The 16,369-nt window shown below is 65.9% G+C and carries 11 protein-coding genes and 1 tRNA gene; 6 read left to right on the forward strand and 6 right to left on the reverse strand.

From position 1 onward, the window contains the following. Together ACSQ3E_RS23670 and ACSQ3E_RS23675 are read right to left on the reverse strand one after the other, a co-directional pair. Positions 1-369: TSUP family transporter (locus ACSQ3E_RS23670; protein ID WP_436123354.1), on the reverse strand; the 369-nt coding region annotated here is incomplete at its 3' end. A 176-nt stretch (positions 370-545) separates the two neighbouring features. Next, positions 546-4,280, reverse strand: a complete 3,735-nt coding sequence (locus ACSQ3E_RS23675; protein ID WP_436124530.1) for a peptidoglycan-binding protein — start codon at positions 4,278-4,280, stop codon at positions 546-548. A gap of 441 nt (positions 4,281-4,721) precedes the next feature. On the opposite strand from ACSQ3E_RS23675, the gene ACSQ3E_RS23680 reads away from it, so the two are divergent. Next, entirely contained in the window at positions 4,722-5,174 is a 453-nt protein-coding gene (locus ACSQ3E_RS23680; RefSeq protein WP_184772072.1) for a MerR family transcriptional regulator, read from the forward strand. Positions 5,175-5,295: 121 nt separating this feature from the next. Here ACSQ3E_RS23680 and pdeM read toward each other — a convergent pair whose 3' ends face one another. After that, positions 5,296-6,009 carry a ligase-associated DNA damage response endonuclease PdeM gene (gene pdeM / locus ACSQ3E_RS23685; protein WP_436124531.1) on the reverse strand — a complete coding sequence of 238 codons (714 nt, stop codon included), beginning with the start codon at positions 6,007-6,009 and terminating at the stop codon, positions 5,296-5,298. Continuing rightward, on the reverse strand, positions 6,006-8,666 hold the full coding sequence (locus ACSQ3E_RS23690) for a ligase-associated DNA damage response DEXH box helicase (RefSeq protein WP_436124532.1): 2,661 nt from the start codon (positions 8,664-8,666) through the stop codon (positions 6,006-6,008). Before ACSQ3E_RS23690 ends, pdeM begins: the two co-directional genes overlap by 4 nt. 360 nt (positions 8,667-9,026) lie before the next feature. On the opposite strand from ACSQ3E_RS23690, the gene ACSQ3E_RS23695 reads away from it, so the two are divergent. Further along, positions 9,027-9,200: a hypothetical protein gene (locus ACSQ3E_RS23695; protein ID WP_310329682.1), complete on the forward strand. Its 174-nt coding sequence runs from the start codon at positions 9,027-9,029 to the stop codon at positions 9,198-9,200. On the opposite strand, the gene ACSQ3E_RS23700 is transcribed toward ACSQ3E_RS23695, so the two are convergent. Continuing rightward, positions 9,197-10,105, reverse strand: coding sequence for a methyltransferase domain-containing protein (locus ACSQ3E_RS23700; RefSeq protein ID WP_436124533.1), 909 nt, complete (start codon positions 10,103-10,105; stop codon positions 9,197-9,199). The genes ACSQ3E_RS23695 and ACSQ3E_RS23700 overlap by 4 nt on opposite strands. An 84-nt stretch (positions 10,106-10,189) precedes the next feature. On the opposite strand from ACSQ3E_RS23700, the gene ACSQ3E_RS23705 reads away from it, so the two are divergent. Further along, the gene (locus ACSQ3E_RS23705; RefSeq protein ID WP_436124534.1) at positions 10,190-11,200 is read left to right on the forward strand and encodes a ligase-associated DNA damage response exonuclease; all 1,011 of its coding nucleotides are present in this window, start codon (positions 10,190-10,192) and stop codon (positions 11,198-11,200) included. Between the two features lie 334 nt (positions 11,201-11,534). Further along, a complete protein-coding gene (locus ACSQ3E_RS23710) occupies positions 11,535-13,133 on the forward strand; it encodes a cisplatin damage response ATP-dependent DNA ligase (RefSeq protein ID WP_436124535.1) in 1,599 nt (532 codons plus the stop codon). 15 nt (positions 13,134-13,148) lie between these two features. Here the strand turns inward: ACSQ3E_RS23710 and ACSQ3E_RS23715 are convergent, their stop codons facing one another. Then, positions 13,149-14,243 (reverse strand): hypothetical protein, encoded by a 1,095-nt coding sequence (locus ACSQ3E_RS23715; RefSeq protein WP_436124536.1) that lies wholly within the window; start codon positions 14,241-14,243, stop codon positions 13,149-13,151. Positions 14,244-14,516: 273 nt separating this feature from the next. Between ACSQ3E_RS23715 and ACSQ3E_RS23720 the strand changes: the two genes are divergently transcribed. Together ACSQ3E_RS23720 and ACSQ3E_RS23725 are read left to right on the forward strand one after the other, a co-directional pair. Further along, on the forward strand, positions 14,517-15,473 hold the full coding sequence (locus ACSQ3E_RS23720) for an NAD(P)H-dependent flavin oxidoreductase (RefSeq protein ID WP_310329692.1): 957 nt from the start codon (positions 14,517-14,519) through the stop codon (positions 15,471-15,473). A gap of 141 nt (positions 15,474-15,614) precedes the next feature. Beyond that, positions 15,615-15,690 (forward strand) — tRNA-Thr (locus tag ACSQ3E_RS23725). The last annotated feature ends 679 nt before the right edge of the window (positions 15,691-16,369 follow it).

Below are 16,369 nucleotides of genomic sequence, written 5' to 3' on the forward strand. Positions count from 1 at the left end.
GCCCAGGAACACGACGTAGAGCAGCGAGATGAACAGGTCGAGCTGGCCGATGGCGCGCAACAGCGCAAAGACGAAGCCGCCGGCCGCAGACCCCGCGATACCACCGATCAGCAGCACCGTGCCGAGCTTGAAGTCGAGCGTGCCGCGCTTGAGATGGGCGAGCGCACCGGAGAACGACGAGGCGATGACCTGGTTGGCGCCGGTGGCGACAGCGATGGCGGGCGGGATGTTGTAGAAGATCAAAAGCGGCGTGATCAGGAAGCCGCCGCCAACCCCGAACATGCCCGACAGGAAGCCGACCGCCGCACCCATCGCAAGGAGCACGAACACATTGACCGACATCTCAGCAATCGGGAGATAAATGCCCACCCGTCAGACTCTGCAAATCGAATTGTTGCCGACGCCCATCCCTGGGAGCTTGTTGGCTACCGGGTACTTGCGCCGACATTGCGGCGAAGTCAAACTTCACCGGGCACAAAACGAAAAATAACTCAATCAGTTAACCCGCCGGTAAAGGCGGGCCACCTGATATCAGCTATGGCTAATTATTTGCGTGCCAAGAGCGCCTCGACGAGGGGCTCGTCGACATTGCCGGTGGGCGCCAGCGCATTGTCCTTCTGGAACGCCATGATCGCGTCCTTGGTCTTCTGGCCCATCATGCCGTCGGGCTTGCCGGCCTCGTAGCCGTTCTTGTTAAGGATCGCCTGGATGTTCTGCACCGCCCGCTTCATGTCGATGTTGGCGGCCGGCGCATCCTGCCAGGCCGCTGGCACGTCGACCGAATTGGCGGCCGCATCGAGCGGCTTGGGCTGCCAGAGTACTGTCGTCTCCTCGGCGCGCTTGAGCTGCTCGGGCTTGAGTGCCTTGGCGATCTCGTCGCGCTTGGCGGCGGCATCCTTGTCGCCCTGCCTGGCGACGATGGCGAGCCACTTGTAGGACTCTTCGAGGTTCTGCTTCATGCCGACGCCCTTGGCGGCGAGGATGCCGAGATTGAACTGGCTGTCCTTGACGCCGAGCTCGGCAGCACTGGTGAACCAGCGGTTGGCCGAGTCGTTGTCGACGGTGCCGTCAGCGCCCATGGCAAACAGCACCGCCAGATTGTGCATGGCGCTGGCGTTGCCCTGGGCGGCGGCGAGCTGGTACCAGGTCTTGGCTTTGATGGCATCGCGTTCGACGCCGGTGCCCTTCTCATACATGTTGCCGATGCGGTACTGGGCCGGCGCAAAGCCGAGCTCGGCGGCCTTTTCGTACCACTGCGACGCTGCCTTCATGTCGGCATTGGCGCCGCGGGCCTCTGCATAACGCGAACCCATCTCGTAGAGCGCCTTGGCGTCGCCGGCGTTCGCCGCCTGGCGCAGTGCTTCGGGGCCGACGGCCTCAGGCATAAAGGCGGCAGGCGTAACGGACGGCTTGATTGTCTCGGTGGTGACAGGCTGCGCCGGGATCGACTGGGTGCTGGTCTTGTCGAGCGCTGCATCGGCGGGCAGCTGGTCCGTCGATGCTTCGGCGATCTGCTCGGGCTCGGAGACAGACGCGCTTGCCGTCTCGGGCTTGTCGACATTGCGGACCGGGGCAGCAGCCACTTCAACCGGCTTTGCCGGTGCAACGGTCGCCGTCTTGGCCGGCAGCGAGGTCGCGGGCGCCACCGTGACGCTCGCAGTCTGGATCGGGTCGCTGAGGAATGCCTTGCCGAGCTGCATGCCGGCCAGCGCCAGCATGACGGCGCCGACAGCCATCAGCACCGACTTGCGGCGCGACTTGATGAGGTCGCCGATGCGCAGCGCGCGCACCGGGCCCTTGAGGTCGGAGCTGCGCTTGGCCGCATCGGCCTCGGCGGCGGCAGCCTGGGCAGCGCGACGGGCAGCGGCAATGAAGTCGGACTTCGAGGCGTCGGGCTCGTTGGCGCGCACCGTCTCGCCACGTTCGTCGCGAACACGGCGCATGATGGCGTTGAGGTCGGGTGCGCCCGAGCCGGGTTCCAGCGGGCGGTTGGCGATCTTGGGATCGAGCGGCGTGTCGAGTGCCATGCCCGGCGCGGGCGCCTCGACGACGGGTTCGGCAACTTCCACAGCGGCCGGCTGCGGCTTGGCCTTCTTGCTGGTGAAGGCGCGGGCGAGACCACTCAGCATCGAGGTCCTGGCCGGCTTCTGCTCCTTCTTTTCAGCGCGCACGCCGTCGAGGGCAGCAACTGCCGCTGCCGCTTCAGCGGCGGCCTGGGCCGGGCTGCGCGCGGAGCGGTCATCGTCGGGCCGGTCACTGGCGCGGCGGCCGAAAGTGTGCGGAGCCTCGGGCAGCGGTGCCGGCGCTTCCGGTTCCAGCGACGGCGTTTCGCTGAGCGAAAGCTTCGGCGGCGGCGACAGCATGGTGGTCGACAGCAGCTCGGCGACGGAAGCAGGCGGCGCTTCGACAAGCGCCGGCGCTTCATGGGTTTCGATCGAGCCAAGCCGGTCGACGATCTTGAGCAGCGTGTCGTGGATCGCCTCGAAGGTCTTGCCGTTGCGCTCGTCGGAACGACGGGTCAGCGCTTCGAGCGCCTTGAGGTCCTGGGCAAGACCGGTGACCGCTGCGGTCTCGGCGGTCGAGCCGGAGAAGGAGCGCACCGCATCCTCGGCGGCCTTGCGGGCGGCCTCGACGAGGGCGTGATGATTGCCCGAAATCGAGCGCTCGATTTCTTCCAGGCGCGGGCGGATGTCCTCGAACTCGGGCAGCGGCGAGCCGGGTCGCGCCAGGTGGTTCGACAGTTCGCTTACCTGGGCTTCGAGGCCGCGGATCAGGTCGGGATCGATACTCGACACCTGTGCCGCCGAGATTTCGAGGCGGTTGGAGATGTCGTCGAGCCGGGCTTCGAGCCCGCGCATGGCGAATTCGTTCGCCGGGTCGGGGCGATTGCTTTCGAGACGCTGGGCAAAGGCGGTGAAGCGCGCGTCGATGGCTTCCATGATTCCGGAATGATCGGCGGCGGGCTGCGCCGCCTGGCGGTCGAGGCGCTCGCCCAGGTCTTCGAGGCGGCGTTCGAGATCGCGGAACAGCACATTGCCATGTTCGAAGGCGTCGCCCTGGCGGCGCTCGAACACGTCGGCCAGCGCGTCGAAGCGCTGCTCGATGCCCTGGAAGATCAGGCCGGCGTCGGGTGCGGCTGGCGTGCGTTCGATCTTGTCGGCGATCAGCGAGATCTGGCGTGTCAGGCGTTCGACGGCCTGCTCGGGGATATCGCTGCGCTGTGCGATGTCGTCGACCCGCTCGGAAAGCACATTGAGGCGGTCGATGATCTCGGCGGTCGGCTGCTCCGAGGTGATCTCTTCGATCTGGTGGGCAAGGGCAGCGATGCGCACCTCGATCCGCTCGAACGGCTCGGGGTTGAAGTGCGGCGTCTGGGCGGCAACCGTCGAGGCGACGATGGCGCGCGAGATTTCGTCGAGGCGCTCGTCGATGAGGCTGAACATCTCGTCGCCATGGCTGTCGCGCTGGCGCACGAACTGCTCGACGGCACCGGCAAGCGTGCGGACTTTGTCTTCGATCGACAGCAGCGACAGCGATTCGGGCAGGTTGTTGACGGCGTCGTTGATCTGTTCGAGGCGGCCGGCAAGCGCAGCAAGTGCCGGATCCTCGGGGCGTTGGCGGACATCGGCCGACATGCGGTCGGCGAACTCATCCCAGCGGCGATCGAAATCGTCCCAGCGGCGGTCGACCGACAGCACGGTCTCCTCGCGGGCCAGGTCGCCGAGCGAGCGGCGGACCTGTTCGAGCTCGAGGCGCAGCGTGTTGACGCTCTTGTCGTCGCTGCGTTCGGCGAGCGTGTGGATGGCGCCCGACAGGCGCTCCAGCTCGAGCCCGAGCTCGACGGCCTGGGAGCCGACGGCGCCCGACTGGCTGGCGCGGTCGATGTCCTTGCGCAGCAGGTCGAATTCGCGCTGCAGCCCGGTGCTCATCTGATGGCGCATCTCTTCGCGCAGCGCGCGAAGTTCCCCGGCGATCTTGCCGACGGCGGCGACGCCGTCCTCCTGGCCGCGGGCGCGGTCGATGTCGCGGGCGATCGCCTGGTAGGGGCGCTCATAAGGTGCGGTGCGGCCATATTCGCCGCGCGGCGTGTAGCCGGCTGGCGGCGCCTGGCGCGGTGGCGCGCGGTACGGATCGGCAGGTGCCGCGCGCTGCTCGTTGCGCTGGCGTTCAAGCCGAGCCTCAAGATTTTCGAGCGAGCGATTGAGCTCGTCGAGCGAGGCGAGCGGGCGGCGCTGCCTGCCGTCGTTGAGGGAATCGAGATAGGACCGCTTGCTGTTCATCGAAACGCCCGTTGGTCAGAGTGCTGGTGCCTGAACCAGAAGTCTCAAGCCTTGCCGGGACGGAGGCTGCGATCTGCCGTGGGATTTGGCTCCCTGGGCATTTCGCCGCCTTCCGAAACCGTGAACAATTCGGTACATGATGACCACGGGGGAAACCGACACGGCTACATTTCCCTCAACGTGGTAAACAAGCTCTTAACCAAGCTTAAGAAAGTGCGACGTTGTGTTCCCGCTTCGGCGGTCGGATCGGCCAGATTTCCCTTGCGTAGGGTAGGCCGCATCGTTATAGCATTTACGTAAACGTAAGACGTGTACAGATCGCCGTCTTTTGGTAGCATTTACATAGAAACCACGATCGGAAGCCTTGCCCCCTACGGCTTCCATCAGAGCACCGGCCGGCCCTGCCGCCATTGCTCGCAATTGGGGATAGCAGAGTAGATGATGAAACTCGTATCGGTCGCCGATGTTGCGGCCAATGAAAACAATCTCTCCGGCGAGGACTATGTCCGCATCGGCGAAATGGCCAAGAAGTATGGCGTGACGCTCAGGACGTTGCGCTTCTACGAAGACAAGGGTTTGCTCAACCCCAAGCGTGAGGGCGCGACGCGTCTTTACACCCGCCGCGACCGCGCCCGGCTGAAGCTGATCCTGCTCGGCAGGAAGGTCGGTTTCTCGCTGCGCGACGTCAAGCAGATGATCGACCTCTACGATCCGACTGGCACCAACGCCAAGCAGCTGCGCCTGACGCTCGACAAGTCGGACAAGCAGCTCGGACGCCTGCAGAAGCAGCGCCAGCTGCTCGACGAGGCGATCGGCGAACTGAACAACCACATGAACGTCGTCCGCCAGCTGCTGGCCGAGCGCACCGCCGTCCAGGCAAGCGCTGCCAGCTAAGCCAGCGACCAAGCGTTAACGAAACGACCCGGCGCGGGAGACTGCGCCGGGTCGTTTTGTGTTTATCTGTAGCGTTCTGGCCCTAGGCCGCTTCTTCGCCTTCGGCCTCGCTGCGCCAAACTCAACCCGGCCTGAGCAGCGAACCGGCAATCGGATAGACCCGGCTCGTCCCGATCATGTACGCCGTCGGCGCGCCCTCGCGGAACATGCCGCGATAGGCCCGGTCGAGCACGTTGAGCGAACCGGTGAAAGCGCCGAAGGCGGGCATGATGAGGCGCGCGCCGTCGCTGGCGAAGCAGCGCCGCCGCACCGAACGCCCGCGCTGGACGATGCGCGCGCACGGGTGCAGGTGGCCAGCGATCTCGCCCTCGGCATGGCCTTTCGACGGTTCGTGGCGGAACACCAGTCCTGCGACCGCAAGTTCCTCGACCGTTTCGCCCGGCAGGTCGTCGGGCGCGTCGGGGTCGTGGTTGCCGGCGATCCAGAACCAGCTCCGCCCCGCCATCATCGCCATCAGGCTGGCACGGAACGGCTCCGGCAGCCGTGCCGCACCCTCGCCGTCGTGAAAACTGTCGCCGAGGCTGACGATGGTGCGCGGCTGGTAATCGGCGACCACCTCGGCCAGCCGCTGAAGCGTTGCCGCCGTATCATAGGGCGGGATCAGCCGGCCGCGGCGGGCATGCGACGAGCCCTTTTCCAGATGCAGGTCGGAGACGACGAGCAGGTCGAGCTCGGGGAAATGCACGACTCCGCGCCAGTCGCAGGCAGCACGCACGCCAGCGACAGCGATGGTCTCGCAGCCAACCCTTGTCAGTTCGCGCGCGGCTATGTTCATGCGCTTCCCATCGCCTCTTCGATCAGGTCCGCCGCCTCGAGCAGCAGGGAGTCGTGCGCCTCGCCATTGACCGGCTCCTTGCCGATCTCGAGCATCACGGGCACCGCCAGCGGCGAAATCTGGTCGAGCATCTTATGAACGATTCGCCCGCGGATGCGCGAGAGCATCTCGGCCAGCCTCCTGACATCGAGCAGCCCGCTCGCGGCATCCGCCCGCGTCGCCTTGAGCAGGATGTGGTCTGGCTCATGGCTGCGCAAGACGTCGTAAATGAGGTCGGCGGAAACCGTCACCTGCCGGCCGCTCTTTTCCTGCCCCGGAAAACGCTTCTCGATCAGCCCTGCGATGACCGCGCAGTTGCGGAAGGTGCGCTTGAGCAGCCAGCTGTCGGCGAGCCAGGCCTCAAGATCGTCACCCAGCATGTCCTCGTCGAACAACTCGGCCAGCGAGGGCTTCTTCGCCTTGAACATGCGACCGAGATCTCCCAGCGCCCAGATCGCCAGCGAATAGTCGGTGGCAACGAAGCCGAGCGGCCTGGCTCCCATGCGCTCCAGCCGCCGGGTCAGCAACATGCCGAGTGTCTGGTGCGCCAGCCGGCCCTCGAAGGGATAGGCCACCATGTAGAAGCGCTCGCCGCGCGGAAAAGTCTCGACCAGAAGGTCTTCCTTGCGCGGCAGTACCGACTTCTCCTGCTGGATGCGCAGCCAGTCGGCGACCTGCTCGGGCAGCGCCTTCCAGCGCGCGGGGTCGGCAAGCATGCCGCGCACCTGGTCGGCGAGATAGGTCGACAGCGGAAACTTGCCGCCGGCATAGGACGGCACCAGCACGTTGCCGGTGCCGCCCGTCGAGACATAACACTCGTTCTCGCGGATGCCCTCGAAGCGCAGCACCTTGCCGGCGAACATGAACATCTCGCCGATCGACAGTGTTTCGACGAAATACTCCTCGATCTTGCCGAGCACCGGCCCGCCGCGCAGCGTCAGTGCCGCGGCGGTGCCCGCCCCCGCCTTGCCCTTGGCGCGGGTGTAGCGGACGTTCAGCATCGGCGCCTCGATGATGGTGCCGACATTCAGCCTGTATTGCTGGGCGATGCGCGGGTTGGACACCCGCCATTTGCCGTCCTTGGTCTTGCGGATGCGGGCGTAACGTTCGTAGCTGCGCAGGGCGTAGCCGCCGGTGGCGACGAAATCGACGACGCGGTCGAAGCTGTCGCGGTCGAGCCCGGCATAGGGGGCTGCCCCCGTCACCTCGGCATAAAGCTCGTCGGCATCAAAGGGTGCGCCGCAGGCGCAACCCAGCACATGCTGGGCCAGCACGTCGAGCGCACCGTCAATCAGCGGCGGCGTGTCCTGCGCGCCGAGATAGTTGGCCTCGAGCGCGGCCCGGCACTCCAGCACCTCGAAGCGGTTGGCGGGCACCAGGATCGCCCGGCTCGGCTCGTCCATCCGGTGGTTGGCGCGGCCGATGCGCTGCGCCAACCGGCTCGCGCCCTTGGGCGCCCCGACATGGACGACCAGGTCGACATCGCCCCAGTCGATGCCGAGGTCGAGCGTCGAGGTGGCGACGACAGCACGCAGCACGTTGTCGGCCATCGCCTTCTCGACCTTGCGGCGCTGGCCGACGTCGAGCGAACCGTGATGGAGCGCTATCGGCAGATTGTCGTCGTTGACCCGCCACAGCTCCTGGAACAGCAGCTCTGCCTGGCTGCGGGTGTTGACGAACAGCAGCGTCGTCCGGTGCCGGCGGATCGCGTCATAGACCTCGGGGATGGCATAACGCGCCGAATGCCCCGACCACGGCACGCGCTCCTCGGAATCGAGGATCGTGATCTCGGGCTTGGCCCCGCCTGACACGGTGATGAGGTCGGCCATGTTCTGTCTACCCTCCCCCCTGTGGGGGTCCGAAGGACGGGCGTGACCCGTGGCTCGCTCCGGCGCGTCGACGCGCAGCGTCGGGGTGGGGGTGTTTTCCGAGAGCGCTGATGGACCCCCACCGCGCTCCGCTTCGCGGATCGCCCCTCCCCACAAGGGGGAGGGTAAACTGTTCTGCCTCACCAGCCAGCGGCGCAACTCATCCGGCTCGGCCACCGTCGCCGACAGGCCAATTGCCTGGAGGTTCGGCACGAAGGCCCTGAGCCGCGCGAGCCCAAGCGACAGCAGGTGCCCGCGCTTGGAGGTCACCAGCGAATGCAGCTCGTCGAGCACGAGATAACGCAGCCCGTTGAAGAAGCGGTCGGCGTCGGGCGAGGCGATCAGCAGCGCCAGCTGTTCGGGCGTCGTCAGCAATATGTCGGGCGGCGACAGCTTCTGGCGCGTGCGCTTGTGCTGCGGCGTGTCGCCGGTGCGCGTCTCCATCGTGATCGGCAGGTTCATCTCGTCGACCGGCTTGCCGAGATTGCGTTCGATGTCGACGGCGAGCGCCTTGAGCGGCGAGATGTAAAGCGTGTGGACGCCGCGCTGCGGCTCGCCCGGGCGCTTCTTCGGCCGGACTGCCAGGTCGGTCAGCGCCGGCAGGAAACCGGCCAGCGTCTTGCCGGCACCGGTGGGCGCGATCAGCAGCACCGAATTGCCTTGCTGGGCGCTGGCGAGGAGATCGAGCTGGTGCGCACGCGGCGACCAGCCGCGCTCGGCGAACCATCGCACGAATGGCTCCGGCAGCATGGCAGCAGTCGAATTCGGCTCCAGTCGCGCTTGGCTCGTCACCCTCCATGCCTAGCGCGGGGCGAGGGTTCCGCCAAGTGAAATCTGGAACAAACAGGGATCAAGGATGAGTGGCAGGCTAGCCGGCCACGTTTCATTCCTTCCCACCCCTCTCTGGCCTGCCGGCCATCTCCCCCGCAAGGGGGGAGATCATTCGCGTCAGCGCCTCGCCAATTCCTGCAGTGTCGCGGGCGCGCACTGGCTGACAGCGCATTCCGTCCGGCAGGCCAGAGAGGGGTGGGAAGGATCGCGACGCAACAGGCTTGCATCGGAAGCACTGACGTATCAGATGGGATCCCAAACCTGAGAGCCCGCCCGCCCATGACCGACACCACCTCCCACGAAGCCCGCATCACTGAGTTGGAAAAACTCGTCCGCGATCTTCAGGCCCAGTTGGAAGCCTTGCAGCAACAGGTAGCCCCCGCTGCCAAGCCAGCCGAAAAGCCTCTGCGCTCGCGCGGCATGCTGGGCAGCCCGAGTAGCAGCAGGCGCTAGGCGCGCTCCGTCACCACGATCAGGCCTTCGACCGGCTCGCGGCGGTCCTGGCGGATGACGGCGCGCTCCAGCGATACCAGCCGCAATCCGGCGGCGGCGATCAGGCCATGCACATAGGCCTCCGAATGGGCGTAGCGGCGCGACTCCTGCAGCTCGAACACCCCGTCGCCCTGAAGACGCTCGACCGAAAAGGCAAAAAGCCCCCCCGGCGCCAGCATCTTCATCACGCTCGAAAACACAGAATCGAGCGCGCCGAGATACATGAACACGTCGGCGGCGGTGACGAGATCGGCCGTCTGCCCCTCAGGTTCCAGTTCTTGCAAATCGGCCTTGACCAGATTGTCGTACACGCCCTTGTCGCGCGCCTTGCGCAGCATCTCGGCCGAGATGTCATAGCCGTCGAGGCGCTTCGCCACCGGCCTGAGCTTGATGCCCATCAGGCCGGTGCCGCAGCCGAGATCGACGGCGTGCGCGAAGGCATTGCGTCCCGTCGCCGCGATCGCCGCCGTCAGCAGCTCCGGCACACGGTAATGCAGCGTTTCGACCAGCGCGTGGTCGAACTTTTCGGCATACTGGTCGAACAACATCTCGACGAAGGCGCTGGGCGGGCTGTCGGCGGCGGGTGCCGCCCCGATCAGCTGCAGCTTGAGCGCCGCACCCGGCCGGTCAGCCGGCTCGAGCTTCAGCGACATGCGCCATGCCTCGGCGGCGGCCTCCTTCTGGCCGGCGGCCTCCTGCATCTCGCCGAGCCGAAACCAGCCCATGGCCCAGTTAGGCGCAAGTTCCATCGCGCCGAGCATCAGCTCGGCCGCTGCGGCATGGTCGCCCGAGGCGAACAGCATTTCGGCATAGTCCGCCCGCCGGTCGGCGAGCAGGTCGTTGGAAGAGAGCTGCAGCGGCGTCAAGCGCGGTATCCATGACAAGGAGGGTGGCGCGCATTACTGCCAAACCGGGCTTCCACGCAAGCGGCAAATGCCTATCTTGAGAGGATGCGCGCAAGCGACCTCCTCCATTCCCGCCCCGAAGGGCTCTACTGCCCGCCCGGCGATTTCTACATCGACCCGGTGCGGTCGGTCGAACGCGCGCTGATCACGCATGGCCATTCCGACCACGCCCGCCCCGGCCACGCCAAGGTGCTGGCGACGCGCGAGACGCTCGACATCATGGCGATCCGCTGCGGCCCGGACTTCGCCGGCACAAGCCAGGCGATGCCGCTGGGCGAGAAAATCCGGCTCGGCGACGTCACCGTGTCGTTCCACCCCGCCGGCCATGTGCTCGGTTCAGCCCAGATTTCGGTCGAGCGCAACGGCATGCGCATCGTTGCCTCCGGCGACTACAAGCGCGCCAAGGACCCGACCTGTGCCGGCTTTGAGGTCGTGCCCTGCGACGTGTTCATCACGGAGGCCACCTTCGCCCTGCCCGTCTTCCGCCATCCCGACGCCTCCCAGGAGATCGGCAAGCTGCTGAAATCCAGCAGGCAGTTTCCCGAGCGTGCCCACCTCGTCGGCGCTTATGCGCTCGGCAAGGCGCAGCGCGTGATCAGGCTGTTGCGCGATCAGGGCTACGACAAGCCGATCTACATCCACGGCGCGCTCACCCGCCTCAGCGAATACTACCAGAGCCAGGGCGTCGACCTCGGCGATCTCCAGCCGGCGACAGTCGAGGACGGCGACAAGGCCGACTTTGCCGGTGCCATCATCGTCGCCCCCTCCTCCACCTTCGCCGACCGCTGGGCCCGCCGCTTCCCCGACCCGCTCGCCGCCTTCGCCTCCGGCTGGATGCGCATCCGCCAGCGCGCCAAGCAAGGCGGCGTCGAGCTGCCGCTCGTCATCTCCGACCATTCCGACTGGGACGAGCTGACCGCCACCATCACCGAAACCGGTGCTGGCGAAGTCTGGGTCACCCACGGCCGCGAGGAGGCGCTGGTACGCTGGTGCGAGCTCAACGGGATAGCAGCGCGGCCGTTGCACCTGGTGGGGTATGAGGATGAGGGGGATTGATGAGGTTTCTTGCCCTGCCCCCTCACCCGGCCTCCGCTCCGCTCGGCCACCCTCTCCCCGTCGGGGAGAGGGGTACCGCACTCGTCGCCGCGCACCTCTTCTCCCCCACGGGGAGAAGGTGGCCCGAAGGGCCGGATGAGGGGGATATGCCAAATACACCTACCCCTTCGCCACTAGCTGGGAGCCTGGCAACGTGGCCGCTTCCGCTGGTCTTACAGCGTCGCAGGACGAGCGCCGCCGGCGACGAGCCTGATCTCCCCCCTTGCGGGGGAGATGGCCGGCAGGCCAGAGGGGGGTGGGACGGAACTCGGCCTTCACGGGGAGCCCCCGCCCCATGAACCGCTTCGCCGAACTCCTCGACCGCCTTGTCCTGACCCCGTCGCGCAACGGCAAGCTGAAGCTCATCACCGACTACTTCCGCGCGGTCGAGGACCCCGACCGCGGGCTGGCCCTTGCCGCCCTTACCGGCGAACTCGACATCGCCTCGGTCAAGCCGGCAATGCTGCGCCAGCTCGTCTCGGAGCGCATGGACCCTATCCTGTTCGGCTATTCCTACGACTATGTCGGCGACCTTGCCGAGACGGTGTCGCTGGTCTGGCCGGAGGCGGCGGAAAGCCGGCCCAACCACGACATCACCCTCGCCGAGGTCGTCCAGAAACTCCAATCTGCCAGCCGCTCCGACGGGCCGGCCGTGCTCGCCCGCCTGCTCGACCAGGCCGAAACCTCCGCCCGCTTCGCCATCATCAAGCTCGTTACCGGCGGCCTGCGCATCGGCGTCTCCGCCCGCCTAGCCAAGCAGGCGCTGGCCGATCTCGGCTCCGTCGACGTCGCCGAGATCGAGGAGCTGTGGCATGGGCTCACGCCTCCCTACACCAGCCTGTTCGCATGGCTGGAAGGCAAGGTACCGAAACCCGAAAGGGCTGCCCGCGCCTTGTTCCGGCCGGTCATGCTGTCCAACCCCATCGGCGACGGCGACCTCGAAAAGCTCGCTCCGGCCGACTACGCCGCCGAGTGGAAATGGGACGGCATCCGCGTCCAGGCGGTGTCGGAGGGCGGCATCCGCCGCCTCTATTCGCGCACCGGCGACGATGTCTCCGGCGCCTTCCCCGACGTGGTGGCGGCGATGGATTTCGACGCGGCATTGGACGGCGAGCTGCTCGTCGGTGCGCCGCGCGAGGCGACGGGTACCTTCTCCGACCTGCAGCAGCGGCTCAACCGCAAGACCGTCTCAGCCAAGATGCAGGACCGCTATCCCGCCTTCGTGCGCTGCTATGATCTTTTGCAACTCAACGGCGAGGACCTGCGCGAGCTGCCCTTCACCGAGCGCCGCACGCGGCTCGAGAGTTTCATCGCCACGCTCGACCCCGACCGCTTCGACCTGTCGCCGCTGGTCGCCTTCGACAGCTGGGCACAGCTGGAAGCGATGCGGCGCGAACCGCCGCACCCGATCATCGAAGGCGTCATGCTGAAGCGGCTGGATTCGCCCTATCTCGCCGGTCGCCCGAAAGGCCCCTGGTTCAAGTGGAAGCGCGACCCGCACACGGTCGACGCCGTGCTGATGTATGCCCAGCGCGGCCATGGCAAGCGCTCGAGCTTCTACTCCGACTATACTTTTGGTGTATGGTCTGGTGCCAAGGGCGCCGAGGAGTTGGTGCCGGTGGGAAAGGCCTATTTCGGCTTCACCGACGAGGAGCTCAAGCAGATCGACAAGTTCGTGCGCGACAACACCGTCGAGCGTTTCGGGCCGGTGCGCTCGGTGCGCGCCGACAGGTCGAACGGCCTGGTGCTGGAAGTCGCCTTCGAAGGGCTGAACCGCTCGACCCGCCACAAATCAGGCGTCGCCATGCGCTTCCCCCGCATCTCACGCCTGCGCTGGGACAAGCCGCCCGCCGAAGCCGACCGCATCGAGACGCTGCAGGCCCTGCTCGACTGACAGCCGAAGCCATCGCTACTCCGTCACCGACACCCTGATCTCATAGATGTCGACGGCCTTGCCTTCCTTGGTCAGGTCCGAGTTGATGGCGATGGTGCCGGCGGCACCGGGCTGCTTGTCGGGCACGTCCATCTCGAACAGGTATTCGCCGCGCTGGTAGCCGACGAGGTAGCGCTTGCGGCCGCAGTCGCCGAGCTCGCCGAAATTGCAGTCGACGGCCATCTGCGTTTCCTTGCCGTCCTCGGCACGGGCGATGATGTCGAACACCGCATGCTTGCCGGCGATCTGCTCGAGCACGCCGCGGCCGACGTCGAAGACGATCGCCGAGCCGGTGTTGCCCGAACGGATGCGCAGGAAGCTGCCAGTGTCGTCCTTGGCGACCTCCGCCGAGGTGCCGCTCGGCGCGCTGACGTCGGTTGGGTCGGTCGGCGTGAACACGGTGATCCAGTTGCGTGACTGGTCGACCTCGCCCGGTCGCGCCGGCCCAGCGTCGGTCGGCGAAAAATCCTCGCTTTCGAGCTGCTTTGGCGGATTGTGCACCGAAGTGTCGATTTCCGCCGCCGACTTGAACTGGCCGGTCTGCACCGCCCACCAGGCGCCGATGCCGCCCATGGCAAGCAGCGTCACGGCAAAAAACATCGCCGCATAGGGCCGGCGCCGCTCGGCCCGCGCGCTGGCGCGATCGGCGGCGCGCCGCTCCGCGCGGCTGCGCTTCTCTGTGATCTCGACCGGCGGTCCGCCGGGCAACACGGCATCGGGCATGATGTCGGGCACGACGGGCGTAACACCCGCCGCCGGCGCACCGATCGAAACCGACGGCGCGCTGGTGGCACCATTGCCGTTGAGCGAGATTTCCGGCGCAGGGGCCGCACCTGCCTGCCCGAGCGAGACGGACGGGGCCGCCGGCATGAATTCCGATTCGATCTCGGTGATCTTTGCCTGCAGCGACTTGCGACGGCCGATCGCCGCCTCCACCGTCATCGCCGGATTGGCCTTGAGCGCGCGGTCGAGCGCGCCGAAGGCGGCGCGATAGACCTTTTCGCGAAACTCGCGATTCTCGGGATCGCCTTTTTCGAAAGCGTTCCGGATCGCTTTTTCGATCGAATCCAACCGATGTTCCTCGCAACGCGCCTGTGTTGCCAGATGGTTAGCGGCAGAAAAGGCATCAATCAACGGCACCGCTAGCGAAATGTCGGCCAAAAATGGGTGCAATGCCCGGCAAGGCCGGCAAAACAACCAGCGCCTCGCAGCGGATGTCCGCGACTAATGCCAGACCGGGGCCTCGGGGACTGGTGCCCGGACTCGTGCATTGTCGATCCCGCCCGATCTGCTATATGGAGTGACGTTTACGGAAACGTCAAAATCGAGAGCCGGGAGAGACGCGTGGCATTGCCTGACATCCTCAAGAAGAATTTGCGTGTTCCCGTCGTCGGCGCGCCCTTGTTCATCATCTCGCATCCGCCGCTGGTGCTGGCCCAGTGCAAGGCCGGCGTTGTCGGCTCGTTCCCGGCGCTCAACGCCCGCCCCGAGGCCCAGCTCGACGAATGGCTGGCTCAGGTGACCGAAGATCTCGCTGCCCATGACGCCGCCAATCCCGACCGCCCGGCGGCCCCCTTCGCCGTCAACCAGATCGTCCACAAGTCGAACAAGCGGCTCGAGCACGATCTGCGCCTGTGCGTGAAGTACAAGGTGCCGGTCGTCATCTCGTCGCTTGGTGCGGTCGAGGAGGTCAACCAGGCCGTCCATTCCTATGGCGGCATCGTTTTGCACGACATCATCCACGACCGCCACGCCCGCAAGGCGATCAAGATGGGCGCCGATGGCCTGATCGCTGTGGCGGCCGGCGCCGGCGGCCATGCCGGCACGCTGTCGCCCTTCGCCCTGATCCAGGAAATCCGCCAGTGGTTCGACGGCCCGCTGCTGTTGTCGGGCGCCATCGCCAATGGTGGTGCTGTGCTCGCGGCACAGGCCATGGGTGCCGACCTCGCCTATATCGGCTCGCCCTTCATCGCTACCGAGGAGGCGCGTGCCGGCGACGACTACAAGCAGATGATCGTCGAATCCAAGGCCGCCGACATCGTCTACTCCAACCTGTTCACCGGCATCCACGGCAACTACCTCAAGGGCTCGGTCCGCGCCGCCGGCATGGACCCCGACAACCTCGCCGTCTCCGATCCCAGCCAGATGGATTTCGAGGAAGCCGGCAAGTACAAGGCCTGGAAGGACATCTGGGGCTGCGGCCAGGGCATCGGCGCCGTCGACAAAGTCGTGCCAACAGCCGAACTGGTCGACCGCCTCGCCAGCGAATACGCCGCGGCCAAGGCGCGCATCGCCGGCTGAGCGGTATCGACTGCCTTCCGCAACGACAGGCGGCGACATGTTCGCCTCTTGTCAAAACCCTGCAAAGGCCGCTTGAAATCCGCGCGCAATGAAGTTATCACGCGCTCACTGCTCGCGCCCCTCGGGTCGCGAAGCCTGGAAGCCGCTTTAGCTCAGTTGGTAGAGCACATCATTCGTAATGATGGGGTCAGGTGTTCGAGTCACCTAAGCGGCACCAAGAATTCCCAATAAATTCAAGCACTTCCGGCATGTCGGCGAACGAAGCCGCCAAGAGCCGGCAACCTCACGGAACCAAGGCGGAACCAGCTTGGGCACGCCATAGGCAGGAACGACCGGCGTGCATGCCGGGTGAGCGCTCGGGTCATGCACCCAGCCGACGCTTCCCCGATTCACAACGAATGAATCATGAAAATGGCGCGAAAAGCGCAAGCAGGTGCTTTGGGAGCAAATGAAGAGGCTCCCCAATGGCGATCAACCTGTGGCCAAAGCGGTCACCCTTATGGAAGAACAGCCAGAACGACACTTCGCTAACATGGTGGAGCAAGTGCATCGGCCAATGCTCGGCCAAGGCCTCCACCTCGTCTGAATCACATGGGGTCGAAGCAATCCCACGCAACGACGTGTACCGGAGTATGGCCGCCCTCTTGAGTGCTGAGCTTGAAAGTCTATCTCAGAAGGACGTCAGCTTCCTCAGAAGGACGTCAGCTTCCTCAGAAGGACGTCCGGTTCCAGAATCAATATGATTCCAGCCTAAGCACCGGGATTGCGCGGGATTCTAGCGCTCTACGGACGCTACAAATTAACAGTTCCTTACTGGCACCCCTCTAATCGTGGCTTTTCTGCCACACGAGAAATGGATAGCGCAACGTGACGTGTACGTTTGGCACGTTGGTTGT

It is taken from the genome of Aminobacter sp. LjRoot7 (assembly GCF_964252895.1).
Classification (GTDB): Bacteria; Pseudomonadota; Alphaproteobacteria; order Rhizobiales; family Rhizobiaceae; genus Aminobacter; species Aminobacter aminovorans_B.

Coding starts and splice junctions, on each gene's coding strand:
- ACSQ3E_RS23675 (WP_436124530.1), bottom strand. CDS start 4,280: ATGAACAGCAAGCGGTCCTATCTCGATTCCCTCAACGACGGCAGGCAG.
- ACSQ3E_RS23680 (WP_184772072.1), top strand. CDS start 4,722: ATGAAACTCGTATCGGTCGCCGATGTTGCGGCCAATGAAAACAATCTC.
- pdeM (WP_436124531.1), bottom strand. CDS start 6,009: ATGAACATAGCCGCGCGCGAACTGACAAGGGTTGGCTGCGAGACCATC.
- ACSQ3E_RS23690 (WP_436124532.1), bottom strand. CDS start 8,666: ATGCTGCCGGAGCCATTCGTGCGATGGTTCGCCGAGCGCGGCTGGTCG.
- ACSQ3E_RS23695 (WP_310329682.1), top strand. CDS start 9,027: ATGACCGACACCACCTCCCACGAAGCCCGCATCACTGAGTTGGAAAAA.
- ACSQ3E_RS23705 (WP_436124534.1), top strand. CDS start 10,190: ATGCGCGCAAGCGACCTCCTCCATTCCCGCCCCGAAGGGCTCTACTGC.
- ACSQ3E_RS23710 (WP_436124535.1), top strand. CDS start 11,535: ATGAACCGCTTCGCCGAACTCCTCGACCGCCTTGTCCTGACCCCGTCG.